The organism is Candidatus Pseudoscillospira sp. SGI.172, assembly GCF_050313575.1.
In the GTDB taxonomy this organism is placed as follows: Bacteria; Bacillota; Clostridia; order Oscillospirales; family Oscillospiraceae; genus Vermiculatibacterium.
Genome location: NZ_JBNPLQ010000005.1, coordinates 26,983 through 40,309 on the forward strand (window position 1 = coordinate 26,983; position 13,327 = coordinate 40,309).

The window sequence follows — 13,327 nt, forward strand, 5'->3', positions numbered from 1 at the left end:
CCCGGGCGGCCCCTCTTTTGCCGGACGTGAAAGGAAGCGGAGCACATGGAATATACCATTGAGAATCAGGCCTTGGCCCTGACGTCCTCCACCCTGGGCGCGGGACTTCGGAGCCTGAGCACCCGGCAGGGCCTGCCCCTTCTGGGAGAGGGGGCGACGGTGTGCTTTCCCTGGTGCGGGACCATCGAGGGGGGCTGGTATGAGGATCGGGGATTTCAGTACCGGGAGGCCGATTCCCTCAACGGCTTCGTCCGGGACAAGGAACATCTGCTGATGGGGCGGGAGCCGGGGCAGCTTTCCTTCCGGCTGGAGTGGCCCGGAAGCCTGGGCCTGTGGCCCTGGGCTTTTGAAGTCGAGACGGTCCATACGCTGGAGGGAAACCGGGTAGTGACTGTCTGCACGGTGGAGAACCGGTCCGGGCGGCCCATGCCGGTTCAGTTCGGCTTTCATACCGAGCTTTGCTGTCCCTTCCTGCCCGAAACAGAGGTCAGAGAGTATCAGGTGCGCCTTGAGAGCGGCCGGGTGATCCCGCTGAAGCCGGAGCTCTTTGGGCGGGAAGCCCCTGACGTTCCGGAGGCCGGGGCCTGGGTCCGGCTGGAGCATCGGGAGACGGGCAAGTACCTGGAGGTGGGTACGCAGGGGTATCCCGGTGTGCATCTCGCAGGCGGGGCCGGCGTTTTGTGCCTTGAGCTTTGGAGCGGCGCCGCCGGGCGCGGACATGAGCTGATGGACCGGCCGGGAACGGAGCTGATGCCCCACGGAGAAAAGCGGAGCTGGCGGCAGGTCGTGGCGGCAGAGCTCTGACCCCTGACCTGAGGCAGCCAGCCGGCTTGCTTTTTTTCCCGACCTGTGTTATACTGAATAAAACTAAATACAAAAAGAACCGTCTTTGAAGAAGGGCTTTTGGTAGTGCGCTGTAAAGCGCCCTATGAAAAGCCCTTCTTTTTTACAAGGCGCCAAAAATTTAATGTTCAGGAGGAATAATAATGGACATCATCAAGGCAGAAATGCGGAATCCTGCGGCAAAGGCGAAGCAGCTCAGGCGCTCCGGTATCATTCCCTGCGTGATCAGCGGCGCTGAGCTGAAGGAGTCTCTCTCCATTCAAATAGATGAAAATACAGCAAGGCAGCTCAAACGCACCAAACGTGACGGGAGCAAGGTAGACATCCAGGTAAACGGAAAGGTTTATCACACGCTTATCAAGGACTTGGAATACAGCAGCTTGAATGACGCTATCGTTCATATCAGTTTCCATATTTTAAACGCCGGAAAGAAGGTCAACAGCATCGCGGACATTATGCTGCTCAACAAGGATAAGGTTCAGGGTGTTTTGGAACAGATACAGATGAAGATCCCGCATGCGGCGGAGCCGGAAAACCTTTTGGATGTTGTCACGATAGACCTGGACGGTGTCCCGATCGGAACGACGATTACGATTAGTGATATTCCAGAGTTCCAAAGCGACAAAATTGAATTGCAGGCCGATCCGGACAGCATCGTTTTGCGCATCCGGGATAAAAAACTTGCTGGCGCAGGGGCGTCGGGTGATCATACAGAAGCGGCGGAGTAATTTTCAAACATCAAACAAGCAGTCCCCACCCTGGAAAGGGCGGGGACTCTTCTATATGAAGAATGGAGGCAAAAATGAAACTCATAGGACAGCCGATCAAACACAGGATCTTTGGTGCCGGAGTCGTTACGGGTTTAGCGGAAAACACGGTGACGATATGCTTTCAGGACAGCGAAAAGAAATTTATTTACCCGGATGCCTTTCAAAACTTTTTGATTTTAAAAGACCCAAAAACACAGCGGCGCATTGAGAAAGAAATTGCAGACCGGGAGATCGCGACCCAAAAGGAAAGGCGGGCTGAGCAGGCTAAACAAGATAGAAAGCGGAAAATGTTGAACTTCAACGTTACCGCAAATTCTCATGCTGTCTTTCATGTGGCACCGGATCGGGTTGACCAGACGATCAGAGAGTGTCAGGTCTATACCGGGACATATTTGAGCGGATATTCCAAAGGGCAGCCGAGAGTGGCAGAGCGCATGAAGCCCAATTCCGTGTGTCTGCTTACCACACGCCCAAGCGGGCAGGATGAGCAGGCACGCATCATCATCGGCGCTTTCATGGTCAGGGAAGATTTTTTTGGAGAAGATGTTCATGATGGTATCATCAAAGGGCATCCGCAACACCGCATCTTTCTTCCGAAGGAAAGCCAAATGCTATTCTGGAAATACTTTGGCCAGAATACCATGCCTCGCTGGGGAAATACAGCATTTAAATACTGTCCAGCCAATGTGGTGAATCAAATACTGGCTGATATGGTGGGTCTGCTGAGGTCTAGTGAACAGGAAAAAACAGCCGTAGAACATTATAGGTATTTCTGCAAAATAAACCAATTAAACACGCTCATAAACCTTGAAGGGGAGAAGCTGGAGTAAAGGCTATGGCGGATATCACGCAAATTTTTTCTGGAAGCCTTCCTCCTGTATACTGCTGTGCCTTTCAAAAAGGTGTCCTGTGCAGCACACAGGACACCTTTTTTATGTGGCTATTTTGTCAGGGGAATGGAAGATTCAAATTTGCACCCATGTTCTTTTGCTGTTTTTCCTTCTGCGGCTGATGTAGTACGATCATAGCATAAAGGAAAGAAGGTCGACAGGTTTTGCATCAAAAACCTGTCAACCTATCTTGGCTGAGCATGATACACCAAAGGCGAACCCCTTGCGGGGTTCGCCTTGATGCATGTTGGTGGAGGCGGGGGGAGTCGAACCCCCGTCCGAAAACGCTTCAACGGGAACTTCTCCGGGCGCAGACAGTCATTTACATTCCCTTACCCAAGCGTGGGCTGACACACTCAGGGGCTTGGTAGCTTCATGATGCATGGTGCGCTCAAAGCTTTGTGCACGCACGTTCGCCACTCAACGACGCCCCATCCCGGATCGTGGCCCCTCCGGGTGGGACGGTCACGGCTTAAGCCGCGACAAGCTCAACGTTATTGTTGGCGTTTAAATGTTTTTGCCCATTTTAAGGATGTTAGGCGCATCCGCCCGCTATTCCCGCCTCTACGTCCCCGTCGAAACCAGTACGCCCCCTGATCGGAGCAAGCCAAGCATCGTCCTCTCCGCTGCGTCCCTTCCGCCCCCCAAGCAGATGCCTGCCTGGGGGGCTTGGACACGGGAGTCACAAAAGCGGCCTGCAAAGGGTGCCTTCGCTTCTGGGTAACGTCCAAAACAGACTGAAGCAGCCTGCTTTCAAGTGAATTTTGTGCCCGCGTCAGGACTTTTTCGGTGCGGGATACTCCACACCGAAGGTCTCCACAGTGACCTTCTTCATGCGCTGGGGAGTCTTGGGTTTGTCGTTCCAGTCGGTGGGGACGGCCACAATGGCGTCCGCCGTCTCGATCCCTTCCACGACCTTGCCGAACGCGGCATACTGGCCGTCCAGGTGGGGGGCCTTCTCCACCATGACAAAGAACTGACTGCCTGCGGAGTTGGGGTCGTTGGTCCGGGCCATGGACAACACGCCCTTGTCGTGCTTGAGATCGTTCTGAAAGCCGTTGGCGGTGAACTCGCCGGGGATCTCGTAGCCGGGGCCGCCCACGCCGGAGCCCTTGGGATCGCCGCCCTGGATCATGAAGCCGGGGATGACCCGGTGGAAGATCAGCCCATCGTAAAAGCCGGAAGAGACCAGGGAGATAAAATTGTTGACGGTGTTGGGAGCCACCTCGGGATAGAGTTCTGCCACCATTTTGGCGCCCGACTCCATTTCAAAGGTGACTATCGGATTTTGAGCCATGGGAAACACGTCCTTTCCTTCTGTTTGAACCATTCAGCCCCAATCAGGCTGTGAAAGTTTTTTGCCTGCTTCTCCCGCAGGGATCGGCAAACGATCAAAGTTGTTTTTGCTCCCTTTTCCCCTTTGGGGACGTACTCCACTATCATTTTGCGTCGCAAAATCAAGTGTCGTTACAGTCTTTCAAGAAAAAGGAAGTCAGTAGCGGCCCCGGTCCTTCATGGCCCGGTCGATGGCGCGTTTGGAGTCCCGCTCGGCGGCGGTGGCCCGCTTGTCGTAGAGCTTTTTGCCCTTGCACAGCCCCACCTCCACCTTGACCTTGGCGTCTTTCCAGTAGAGGGAGAGAGGGACCAGGGTGAGCCCATCCCGCTGGGCCGCGGACTGCAGCCGGAGGATCTCCCGGCGGTGCATCAAAAGCTTTCGGGTGCGGCGGGGATCCTTATTGAAGATGTTGCCCTTCTCGTAGGGGCTGATATGTACCCCGTAGAGCCAGAGCTCCCCGTCCTTCACCTGGCAGAAGCTGTCCTTCAGATTCACTGCGCCCTGGCGGATGGACTTGACCTCGGTGCCCGAAAGGACCACGCCGGCTTCAAAGGCCTCCTCCACAAAATAGTCGTGAAAGGCTTTGCTGTTTTTGGCGATCTGCTTGGTTCCCTTGCGGTCCATAGGGCACCTCCTCTCCGCACAGGTGTGCTCCTATTATAGCATAATTCTCAAAAATGTAAACGCAAAAAATGGTAATAGAGCGCGGAGAGGGCGTTATGGGCAAAGATGGGCTTTCCCGCCTCGTCCAGCCGGGCGGGGCGGAGGGGATCGGGAGACTGGGGCGCGCCGAACTCGCAGCAGACGGCGGCGGCCCCCTCCGCCTCCGCGGGGAGGGAGAGCCAGTATTTTCTCTCCCACCACCAGAGAGCGGCATCCACCGGGGTGTGCCGGAGGGCCAGGGCGGCCTGCAGGACATCTTCCAGATCGTCAAAGGTGAACCAGCAGGGGCCCACGGGGCGGACATGGGCAAAGACCAGGACACCGCAGCACTCCGGATACGCCTCGATCTCCACTGAGCCGTCCAGAACGATCCCCGCCCGGTCGCAGGCGCGGCGGGTCAGGATGAGGGCCTGTTCCAAGGTCAGGCCGGAGGGGGTAAAGCCGTATTCCGACAGATCGGCAGGGGTCAGATAGAGGGCCACGCTGGCGGCTCCGATGGGCTGGATGGTCATAGGGGACCTCCTTTTTGGGTTTGCCTCATTATATGTCACCGGGGCTTGACTGTATAGCTGTAATGATTGGGAGGGATGGAAAAGAAATGGAACGGGCAGCAAAAGGGCGCCGCCAAACTGTGGCGGCGCCCCTCTGCTGCTGCTTTGGAACCCAGATTCTTATTTTCCCGGATGGCACGCCCCGCTGCAGGAGCAGCCGGAACAGCTTCCCCCACAGGAGCAGCCGCTCTTTCCTTGGCGCCGGTTGTAGATCCCTCTGGCCACCACGGCCACAAAGAGAGCCAGCACCACAAGGCCGATGAGAAGGGTGGGAACGTTCATGAAAAGACCTCCTTATTTGGCGGCCGCCGGGGCCGCCGTGTGGATGGTGAGATGGTTTTCATCGTTCCGGTTTTTCCGGAACAGCAGGAAGAGAAGTCCTGTCAGGCAGAGTGCCGCGGCCAGAGTGCCCGGGCCAAAGGGGACCTGACCCAGGATCAGTCCGCCCAGCTGGTAGGTCATGAGAGACGCCGCGTAGGCGAACCCGCACATGTAGCCGATGGCGGCAAAAGTCCACTTGGCGCTGTTCATCTCCCGCTTGATGGCGCCCATGGCGGCAAAGCAGGGGGCGCACAGCAGGTTGAAGATCATAAAGGAATAGGCGGCCAGCGGGGTGTAGGCCCGGGCGATCTCCAGACTCAGGTTGCCGGAATAGAGAACGCCGAAGGTGGAGACCACCTCCTCCTTGGCGATGAGGCCGGTGAGGGTGGCCACGGCGGCCTGCCAGGTGCCGAAGCCCAGCGGCGCAAAGAGGAAGGCGATGCCGGAACCCACAGAGGCCAGCAGGGAATGGTCGTTGTTCTCCACCATGCCGAATACGCCGTCCACATAGCCGAAGCCCTGGAGGAACCACAGAAGGATGGAGGAGGCCAGAATGACCGTGCCCGCCCGCTTAATAAAGGACCAGCCCCGCTCCCAGGTGGCCCGCAGCACGTTGCGGGCGGCCGGGACGTGGTACGGGGGCAGCTCCATGACAAAGGGGGCCGGATCGCCGGAAAAGCCCCGAGTCTTTTTTAGGATAATGCCCGAGAGAATGATGGCGGCCACTCCGATGAAGTAGGCCGACACGGCCACCAGGCCGCTGCCGCCGAAGAGTGCCCCGGCAAAGAGGGCGATGATGGGCATTTTTGCCCCGCAGGGGACAAAACAGGTGGTCATGATGGTCATGCGCCGGTCCCGTTCGTTTTCAATCGTCCGGGAGGCCATGACGCCGGGGACGCCGCAGCCGGAGCCCACCAGCATGGGGATAAAGGACTTGCCGGACAGGCCGAACTTGCGGAAGATCCGGTCCATAATAAAGGCCACCCGGGCCATGTAGCCCACATCCTCCAGCAGCGACAGCATCAGGAAGAGCACCAGCATCTGGGGCACGAAACCCAGCACGGCGCCCACACCGCCGATGATCCCGTCCACGACCAGACCGGAGAGCCAGTCGGCGCATCCAACAGACTCCAGCCAGTTTCCCACAGCCGCGGGGATCCCATTGATCCATGTGCCGTAATCGGCGGGATCCGGCTCGGTTACGGACAGGGCGGAGGTAAAGTCTGCGGCGGCTATGGTCTGCGTCGTTGTCTCGCCGCTTTCGTCGTCATAGAAATAGACCTCGGTCTCCAGATCTCCGGTCTGAGCAAGAAACGCATCCAGTACGGCCGGCTCCGGCATTCCCGTCTCCCGGGCCTCGCTGAAGGCAGAGACGTCCACGCCCGCCGCCTCTGCGGCGGAGAGGTATCCGTCAATGACGGTGCTTGCCTCCTCATAGGCCCCCTTGTCATCCTCATAACCGCTGCCGCCCGAGAGGAACCAGCCGTCACCGAAAAGCCCGTCGTTGGTCCAGTCTGTGGCCCAGGTGCCCACGGTGCCGATGGCGATGTAGTAGACCAGGAACATGACCAGCGCGAAGATGGGCAGGGCCAGCACCCGGTTGGTGACGACCCGGTCGATCTTGTCGGAGGCCGACAGGGCATGTGAAGGGGATTTTTTCCGGACCGACCGCTCCACCACCCCGCTGATGTAGGTATAGCGCTGATTGGTGATGATGCTCTCGGCGTCGTCATCCAGTTCCCGCTCGCAGTCGGCGATATGCTCCTCCAAATGGGCCCTGAGCGTTTCCGGCAGATCCAGTTCGGCCAGGACTTTCTCGTCCCGCTCGAAAACCTTGATGGCGTACCAGCGGAGATAGCGGCCGTCCACTCGGCCCTCCAGGGACTCCTCGATGTGGGCGATGGCGTGCTCCACGCTGCCGGTGAACACGTGGGGGTGCTCCCCGGACTGCCCGGAGCGGGCCGCCGCCATAGCCTGCTCGGCGGCCTGCTGTCCGCCCTCCCCTTTGAGGGCGGACATGGGAACCACCGGGCAGCCCAGGGCGCCCCCCAACCGGTCCAGATCCACCTGATCCCCGTTTTTCTGCACCAGGTCCATCATGTTTACCGCCACCACCACCGGAAGGCCCAGTTCAATGAGCTGGGTGGTGAGATAGAGGTTGCGCTCAATGTTGGTCCCGTCCACGATATTCAAAATGGCGTTGGGCTTCTCGTTCACCAGATAACCCCGGGCCACCACCTCTTCCAGCGTGTAGGGCGACAGGGAGTAAATGCCGGGCAGATCCTGAATGACCACGTCCCTGTGGCCCTTGAGCCGCCCCTCCTTTTTTTCCACCGTCACGCCGGGCCAGTTGCCCACATACTGGTTGGAGCCGGTCAGGGCATTGAACAGCGTGGTCTTGCCGCAGTTCGGATTGCCCGCCAGCGCGATCTTCCACTCCATGGTCCATCTCCTCCTCTAGAATTAGCAACGGCTAACTATGCCGCAAAAGAAAAATGCCGGCCGAGGTCACTCCACCTCGATCATTCCGGCATCGGCCTTCCGCACCGAGAGCTCATAGCCCCGGACGCTCAGCTCCATGGGGTCACCCAGGGGGGCCACCTTTCGGATGTGGAGCTCCACTCCCTTGGTGATCCCCATGTCCATGATGCGGCGCTTCACCGGTCCCTCGCCGTGGAGCCGAACTACGCGGGTGGTCTCTCCCACCTTACTGTCCCGCAGCGTTTTCATCCATGTATCCTCCTCTCAGATCAAAATCCGGTTGGCCATGCTTCTGTCCAGCGCCACCCGGCTGTCTTTCACCTGTATGATCAGGCCCCCCGCCAGTTCGCTGACCACGGTGACCACGCCGTCCACCACAAATCCCAGCTCCGCCAGATGGCGGCGAATCTCATCTTTTCCGGTGATCTTGCGAATGATCACAGATTCACCGGGCTTTGCCATGGTAATCGGCATCTGAATTCCTCCCGTCTTTAAAAGTTAGCCTAAACTAACTGCTTCTGAATGAAGTTTACCACTGCTAACTCTGCTTGTCAAGCATTTTTTGTACCTGACTTTTCCTGCGGATGAACGGGGGAACAAGCCGCGGGGAAGAGCGTTGAAGGGGACTGAGAATGGTTCCGGGGCCTGTTCCGGGGATAGACCGCCACAGCCAGGAGCACAGTGACGGGGACCGCCAGCACGATGCCGAAGCTGCCCGAAAGGCCCTGCATCACGGCAATGCCGATGTTGTTGGAGTTGATGATCTGGAGCAGGGGGAGGTCATAGGCGTAGTCCAGCACCAGCATGGAGGCACTGGAGCCTGCAAAGGCCAGGATGAGGGTGTTGGAGTCGGTGCCCATCAGATCCCGGCCCACCCGCATTCCCGCCTGAAACAGCGCTCCTCGGGAGAGGGCGGGGTTTTGGTCGTAGATCTCCCGGATGGCGCTGGAGATGGACATGGCCACATCCATCACCGCCCCCAGGGAGGAGATGAGCAGTCCGGAAAAGAGCAGTCCGCCCACCTGGATGTCCCCGGCGCTGGCCAGGGTCATGAGGCTTTCGATATCGGAGACGTTCCAGCCGGTGATGCCGCTGGCGGCGGAAAAAAGGGAAGCCGCCGCCCCGGCGATGACCACGCCGGACACCGTGCCTCCGACAGCCACGGCGGTCTTGGGGGTGGGGCCGCCGATGAGCCAGAGGGTGACCAGCGTGGTGACGGCGCAGACGAACACCGCTGTCCAGAAGGGGGACCAGCCCCGCCCCACCATGGGCAGGTAAACAAAGAGGATGCACAGAAATGTGAAGGCAAGCCCCAGCGCCCCCTTTACACCCTGCCGCCCGCCCACCAGACACAGCGTCAGCAGATAGAGTCCGGCAAAGAGGAGCAGTACCCCGCCCCGGTCGGGAGAGTATACGGCGGTGACGGTGGAATCTCCTGCCACGCTCTGGATGAGGATCACCTTCATCCCGACAGTGCATCCGGCTCCGAAGAGATAGCCCGAGCTGCTGGTGGTGACCTGCTCGGTCCCCGCGCGGACGCCGGAGGTCATTTTCACCAGAACGCGCTGTTCTCCGGAGCGGGTGCCGTCGCTTTGGAGATTGTCCTGAAGGATCTCGGTGACAACGCCGGTCTCAAAGCTCTGCCCCGCGCGGGAGACCAGAGGGATCTTCCCGGCGGAGTTGAGCCAGAGGACGAAAAGAAGGAAAAAGGCGGTGAAGATCAGCGGGAGGCCCCAGCGGAGCAGGGGCTTGGAGGGATGAGACATGGGCGGGTGCTCCTTTCCGGGCCGCGCGGGCTGCGCGCCCCGCGGAGAATGATCAGATGAGGAGGGAAAGGCCCTCTCCTCCCACCGAGGGGGGAGAGGGCCCTGATCTGGGATTTTTGAAAGAGAGGACAGAATGGGGACTGCCCCTTCGGCGGGCCTTACAGGCTCACGCCCAGGGTGGAGAGGAAGCTGGCGGGGACGTAGTAGTTGTTGTTGGAGAGCAGGGCGGGCGTGGTGACGCTCCTGCCGTCCACGGTGAGGTTCAGGGTGACGGCGCTGCCCTCGGCAGAGCCGGTGGGCTTGTAACCGGTGTAGGCGGTCTTGGTGGTCACCTTCACGCCGCCGTCCCAGCTCACATCGAAGGCGTTGGAACTGGCGGCCAGGTCACGCAGGCGGTAGTAGGTCTGGCCGCCGGCGGTCAGAGAGGAGGCGGAAACAACGGGCTTCTGCTCGTTGGCGGGCTGGGAGGGGTCCTTCTTGATGGTAAAGGTCTCGTCGATCTTTTCCGCCTTGCCGTCGTCAGTGATCTGATAGGTGTCGATGGAGAAGGCGTCTGAGGTCATGGAGATGACGGAGTAGCTGGGCAGCCAGTTCTGGCTGCGGCTGGCGATGTAGTCCTGCTGGGCGGAGATCAGCTCATAATACTTGGAGCCGGAGGCGGAGTTGGCGGACATGTACAGGGTGCCCTTGGGGTTGGTCACGGTGTTGCCGCTGGCGCTCTCGATGGTGTAGCAGTAGTTGTCGGCCTGGAAGGCGGATTGGGCGGCGGCCCCTTCCGCGTCCTCAGGGGCCAGGGGGATCTTGGCGCCGTTCTGAGTGTTGTAGGCGTGGTCCCAGTCGTAGTCGGTCTTTTCCGCGTTGAGCTGGAACTCGTAGGTGCCGTGGGTCTGGCCGTCGCCGTAGAGCAGCTTGGAACGGGTGTAGGTGTGGTCGTGGCCCTGGAGCACCACGTCGATGTCGTTGCGGTCAAAAATGGGGGTGAGCTGGGTGCGGAGGATCATACCGTCTGTGTCGGAGTGATCCAGGCCGGAGCCGTAAATGTCCTGGTGGATGGTCACCACCCGCCAGGCGGCGTCGGGAGCGGAGGCCACAGCCTCCTCAATGGCCTTTGCGTGCTCGGCCACATTGTAGTTGTTGGTGTTGAGCACGATGAACAGCCCCGCGCCGTAGGTGTAATAGTAGTCGCCGCCCGCCTGGGTCTTGCCGTAGTCGGTGGCGTTGGGGTTGTTGAAGTGGTAGAAATAGTCGGCGTTCAAAGAGTCGTGGTTGCCGATGGTAGTGGCCACGGGGATGGACTGGAGCACAGGGGCGGAGAGATATCCGGCATACTCCTCCTCCTTGGCCTTGCCGGTCTTGTTCACCTGGTCGCCGGCGGAGATGATGAAGCTCACGTCGGGGTTCTGCTGTGTGGCCACGGACAGGGTCCGGGCCCAGGCAAAGGCGTCGTTCCGGGCGGCGGTGTTGGCCGCGCCGGAGCTCGCCGACAGCTTTTCGCCGTTTTGAGGCTGGCCCTTGGAGGCGCCGATCTGGGGATCGCCCACGTAGAGCATCTTGACGGAGGAGAAGCTCTTGGCCTGATACTCTCTGACATCAGACTGGACACCGTTTTTCTCCACGGTGTAGAAGTAGTTTGTATTCTCCTTCAGACCGGTGACGGTGACGTGGTTATAGACATACGCCGCGCCGCCGGTCAGGCTGGCGTCCACGTCGGCGGACACGCCGGTGAAGGCGGTGAGGGCGTCCTTGTTGGTGCCGAAATGGACCACGGGAGTGGCGGTCTTGCCGGGCTCGACTTTGGAGTACCAGGCAAAATTCAGCTCGGTCTCGTTTTTGCCGGGGGTGAGGGAGACCTGGGTGTAGTCGCCGGAGAGGGTCTCCCACCCGTTGACCCATGCCTGCCACTGGGCGCTGTCGCCGGTGACGCTGGAATCGTTGTAGTGGACGGTGGCGGCCAGAGCTGCGGGGAAGGCCCCCACGGCCAGGGTGCCGGCCAAGACACCGGCCAGGACATTTTTGTGAAGCTTCATCTGTCTCTTGACTTCCTTTCGCGTTGTCGTTTTGGAATGCAGGGACAGTGTAGCATTCAAAAAGCAGGAAAACAATGGACTTTTCCAAACATTTACAATGTGTTGACCAAAGTGGGACAAAGGGAGTAAAAAAGGGCCCCCGGACACGCGGCTGCGTGTCCGGGGGCCCTGAGGGAGAGAATTACTGCGCCTGGGAGACGGCGGCTTCAAACAGCTCCACCGCCTTGTCCACATCGGGGGAGATGATGAGCATGAGGTAGTCCCCGCTCTCCACCACCCGTCCGGCCTTGGCCATGGCCAGGGGGTCGGGCAGGTACTGCTCGAAGGACTGCTGGATGGCGGCACGGTGCGCCTCCAGCTCGGCCTTGGCGGCGGCCTTGTCGGCCCCCTCGGCCAGCTTGCCGATGACCACGTTGTCGGCCCGGACCATCATGGAGGAGAAGCAGACCAGCTCTGTGTACCGGGCGGGGTCGATCCCCAGGAAGTCCTTGAGCTCGGCATCGGTGTTCTTCTGGGAGGAGGCCATTTCCGTGGCCTCGATGATCTCCCGTGCCAGCTTCACCAGGGGAGTGCCGTTGGGGGTGGTGATGAAGATCTCTTCGCCGCCTTCCGCGTCGTTCAGGGCGACGGTGTAGCCGGACAGGCCGGCGATGACGCTGACGGGCAGGAAGGTGACACCGTCGGTGACGGTGGCGGTGACGCCCTCCAGCGCGGCGTCGTCCACCATAACGGAGCCGTCCGCAAAGTTGACACGGATGCGGTGAGCATCCAAAGAAAAGAGACCCTGGTTTTCCTCCTGGAACCAGTCGGCGCAGCCGTAGTCGGCCTCAGCCACCAGACGCATGGGGAGAAGGGAGGCCGCGGCGGCGGGGAGGGCGGAGGTATCCAGCTTTACACCGTTGACGGTGATGGCCGCAGAAGGGGCCGCGGGGGCGGTGGCAATGAGCAGGTCCTCCGCCAGAGCGGCGGGGGCCAGAGAGGCGGCCAGCGTGAGCGCCAGGGCCGCGGAGCCGATGCGTTTCATCATGGGTGAGATGTCTCCTTTGTCGGTAATTGTATGCCCGCGGGGGCATCTGTTTTCTTTGGACGCTCCTCCGGGCAAAAAGTTCCCAAAAGAAGAAAAATTTTTTCTTCTGCCGCCGTCACTTGCTGACCGGGGCAAAAACCGCGCCTGTGAAGGCGGCCAGGTCCCCGGGAGAGAGGGTCACCTGCCGGCCCACCTTCCCCGCGGAGACCGTCATTTCCGGGAGGGTTTCCGCGCTGGCGTCAATGACCGTGGGAAAGCGCTTTTTCATGCCCACGGGGGAACAGCCTCCGTGGATGTACCCGGTGAGGGGGAGGAGCTGGGCCTGCTTGATCATCTCAATGGACTTCTCTCCGGCGGCCCGGGCGGCCGCCTTCAGATCCAGCTCCCGCTCCACCGGCACCACAAAGACGTGGTTTCGCTTGGAGGCCCCCACCGTCACCAGAGTCTTGAAGCAGGTCTCGGGGGGCACCCCCAGCCGCCGGGCGGCGGTGACGCCGTCCAGAGCGCCGTCGCTGACGTCGTATTGGTGGGGGACATAGGGAACCTTCTTCTGATCCAGAAGCCGCATCACATTTGTTTTTTCTTCTGCCATCGTGGAAACACCTCTCACTTTGTGGTAAACTATATGGGCATTATAGACCCAGTAAGGAGG

The 13,327-nt window shown here is 59.9% G+C and carries 14 protein-coding genes and 1 other RNA gene; 3 read left to right on the top strand and 12 right to left on the bottom strand.

What is annotated here, in order from left to right:
• Positions 1 to 45: 45 nt before the first annotated feature.
• From ACQRD3_RS03400 to ACQRD3_RS03410, 3 genes are all read left to right on the top strand, one after another.
• Positions 46 to 804 (top strand): hypothetical protein, encoded by a 759-nt coding sequence (locus ACQRD3_RS03400; protein ID WP_080906668.1) that lies wholly within the window; start codon positions 46 to 48, stop codon positions 802 to 804.
• A gap of 182 nt (positions 805 to 986) precedes the next feature.
• Entirely contained in the window at positions 987 to 1,571 is a 585-nt protein-coding gene (locus ACQRD3_RS03405; protein WP_080906669.1) for a 5S rRNA E-loop-binding protein, read from the top strand.
• A gap of 62 nt (positions 1,572 to 1,633) precedes the next feature.
• Entirely contained in the window at positions 1,634 to 2,443 is an 810-nt protein-coding gene (locus ACQRD3_RS03410) for a hypothetical protein (protein ID WP_427779847.1), read from the top strand.
• Between the two features lie 308 nt (positions 2,444 to 2,751).
• Here the strand turns inward: ACQRD3_RS03410 and ssrA are convergent.
• The 12 genes from ssrA to ybaK all read right to left on the bottom strand — a co-directional run bounded on the left by ssrA (position 2,752) and on the right by ybaK (position 13,267).
• Positions 2,752 to 3,097, bottom strand: a transfer-messenger RNA (tmRNA) gene (gene ssrA / locus ACQRD3_RS03415).
• A 181-nt stretch (positions 3,098 to 3,278) separates the two neighbouring features.
• On the bottom strand, positions 3,279 to 3,800 hold the full coding sequence (locus ACQRD3_RS03420; RefSeq protein ID WP_080906726.1) for a peptidylprolyl isomerase: 522 nt from the start codon (positions 3,798 to 3,800) through the stop codon (positions 3,279 to 3,281).
• A 195-nt stretch (positions 3,801 to 3,995) separates the two neighbouring features.
• On the bottom strand, positions 3,996 to 4,463 hold the full coding sequence (smpB, locus tag ACQRD3_RS03425; RefSeq protein WP_080906671.1) for an SsrA-binding protein SmpB: 468 nt from the start codon (positions 4,461 to 4,463) through the stop codon (positions 3,996 to 3,998).
• A 47-nt stretch (positions 4,464 to 4,510) separates the two neighbouring features.
• Positions 4,511 to 5,014: an adaptor protein MecA gene (locus ACQRD3_RS03430; protein WP_427779850.1), complete on the bottom strand. Its 504-nt coding sequence runs from the start codon at positions 5,012 to 5,014 to the stop codon at positions 4,511 to 4,513.
• A gap of 159 nt (positions 5,015 to 5,173) precedes the next feature.
• The gene (locus ACQRD3_RS03435) at positions 5,174 to 5,335 is read right to left on the bottom strand and encodes a FeoB-associated Cys-rich membrane protein (protein ID WP_080906673.1); all 162 of its coding nucleotides are present in this window, start codon (positions 5,333 to 5,335) and stop codon (positions 5,174 to 5,176) included.
• A 12-nt stretch (positions 5,336 to 5,347) separates the two neighbouring features.
• Complete coding sequence (gene feoB / locus ACQRD3_RS03440) at positions 5,348 to 7,816, bottom strand: ferrous iron transport protein B (RefSeq protein WP_427779852.1); 2,469 nt, start codon at positions 7,814 to 7,816, stop codon at positions 5,348 to 5,350.
• 66 nt (positions 7,817 to 7,882) lie between these two features.
• Positions 7,883 to 8,104, bottom strand: a complete 222-nt coding sequence (locus ACQRD3_RS03445) for a FeoA domain-containing protein (protein ID WP_080906675.1) — start codon at positions 8,102 to 8,104, stop codon at positions 7,883 to 7,885.
• Positions 8,105 to 8,119: 15 nt separating this feature from the next.
• On the bottom strand, positions 8,120 to 8,329 hold the full coding sequence (locus ACQRD3_RS03450) for a FeoA family protein (RefSeq protein ID WP_080906676.1): 210 nt from the start codon (positions 8,327 to 8,329) through the stop codon (positions 8,120 to 8,122).
• A gap of 77 nt (positions 8,330 to 8,406) precedes the next feature.
• On the bottom strand, positions 8,407 to 9,621 hold the full coding sequence (locus tag ACQRD3_RS03455; RefSeq protein WP_080906677.1) for a YibE/F family protein: 1,215 nt from the start codon (positions 9,619 to 9,621) through the stop codon (positions 8,407 to 8,409).
• 158 nt (positions 9,622 to 9,779) lie between these two features.
• A complete protein-coding gene (locus ACQRD3_RS03460) occupies positions 9,780 to 11,648 on the bottom strand; it encodes a fibronectin type III domain-containing protein (protein WP_427779854.1) in 1,869 nt (622 codons plus the stop codon).
• Between the two features lie 181 nt (positions 11,649 to 11,829).
• Positions 11,830 to 12,675, bottom strand: coding sequence for a DUF4358 domain-containing protein (locus ACQRD3_RS03465; protein WP_427779856.1), 846 nt, complete (start codon positions 12,673 to 12,675; stop codon positions 11,830 to 11,832).
• Between the two features lie 115 nt (positions 12,676 to 12,790).
• Positions 12,791 to 13,267, bottom strand: coding sequence for a Cys-tRNA(Pro) deacylase (gene ybaK / locus ACQRD3_RS03470; RefSeq protein ID WP_427779858.1), 477 nt, complete (start codon positions 13,265 to 13,267; stop codon positions 12,791 to 12,793).
• Positions 13,268 to 13,327: the final 60 nt, after the last annotated feature.

What these genes read in the sequence shown, in the direction of transcription:
- ACQRD3_RS03405 (WP_080906669.1), top strand. Translation starts at nt 987, where the DNA reads ATGGACATCATCAAGGCAGAAATGCGGAATCCTGCGGCAAAGGCGAAG.
- ybaK (WP_427779858.1), bottom strand. Translation starts at nt 13,267, where the DNA reads ATGGCAGAAGAAAAAACAAATGTGATGCGGCTTCTGGATCAGAAGAAG.
- ACQRD3_RS03450 (WP_080906676.1), bottom strand. Translation starts at nt 8,329, where the DNA reads ATGCCGATTACCATGGCAAAGCCCGGTGAATCTGTGATCATTCGCAAG.
- ACQRD3_RS03460 (WP_427779854.1), bottom strand. Translation starts at nt 11,648, where the DNA reads ATGAAGCTTCACAAAAATGTCCTGGCCGGTGTCTTGGCCGGCACCCTG.
- ACQRD3_RS03445 (WP_080906675.1), bottom strand. Translation starts at nt 8,104, where the DNA reads ATGAAAACGCTGCGGGACAGTAAGGTGGGAGAGACCACCCGCGTAGTT.
- smpB (WP_080906671.1), bottom strand. Translation starts at nt 4,463, where the DNA reads ATGGACCGCAAGGGAACCAAGCAGATCGCCAAAAACAGCAAAGCCTTT.
- ACQRD3_RS03435 (WP_080906673.1), bottom strand. Translation starts at nt 5,335, where the DNA reads ATGAACGTTCCCACCCTTCTCATCGGCCTTGTGGTGCTGGCTCTCTTT.
- ACQRD3_RS03455 (WP_080906677.1), bottom strand. Translation starts at nt 9,621, where the DNA reads ATGTCTCATCCCTCCAAGCCCCTGCTCCGCTGGGGCCTCCCGCTGATC.
- ACQRD3_RS03400 (WP_080906668.1), top strand. Translation starts at nt 46, where the DNA reads ATGGAATATACCATTGAGAATCAGGCCTTGGCCCTGACGTCCTCCACC.
- feoB (WP_427779852.1), bottom strand. Translation starts at nt 7,816, where the DNA reads ATGGAGTGGAAGATCGCGCTGGCGGGCAATCCGAACTGCGGCAAGACC.
- ACQRD3_RS03410 (WP_427779847.1), top strand. Translation starts at nt 1,634, where the DNA reads ATGGAGGCAAAAATGAAACTCATAGGACAGCCGATCAAACACAGGATC.
- ACQRD3_RS03420 (WP_080906726.1), bottom strand. Translation starts at nt 3,800, where the DNA reads ATGGCTCAAAATCCGATAGTCACCTTTGAAATGGAGTCGGGCGCCAAA.
- ACQRD3_RS03465 (WP_427779856.1), bottom strand. Translation starts at nt 12,675, where the DNA reads ATGATGAAACGCATCGGCTCCGCGGCCCTGGCGCTCACGCTGGCCGCC.
- ACQRD3_RS03430 (WP_427779850.1), bottom strand. Translation starts at nt 5,014, where the DNA reads ATGACCATCCAGCCCATCGGAGCCGCCAGCGTGGCCCTCTATCTGACC.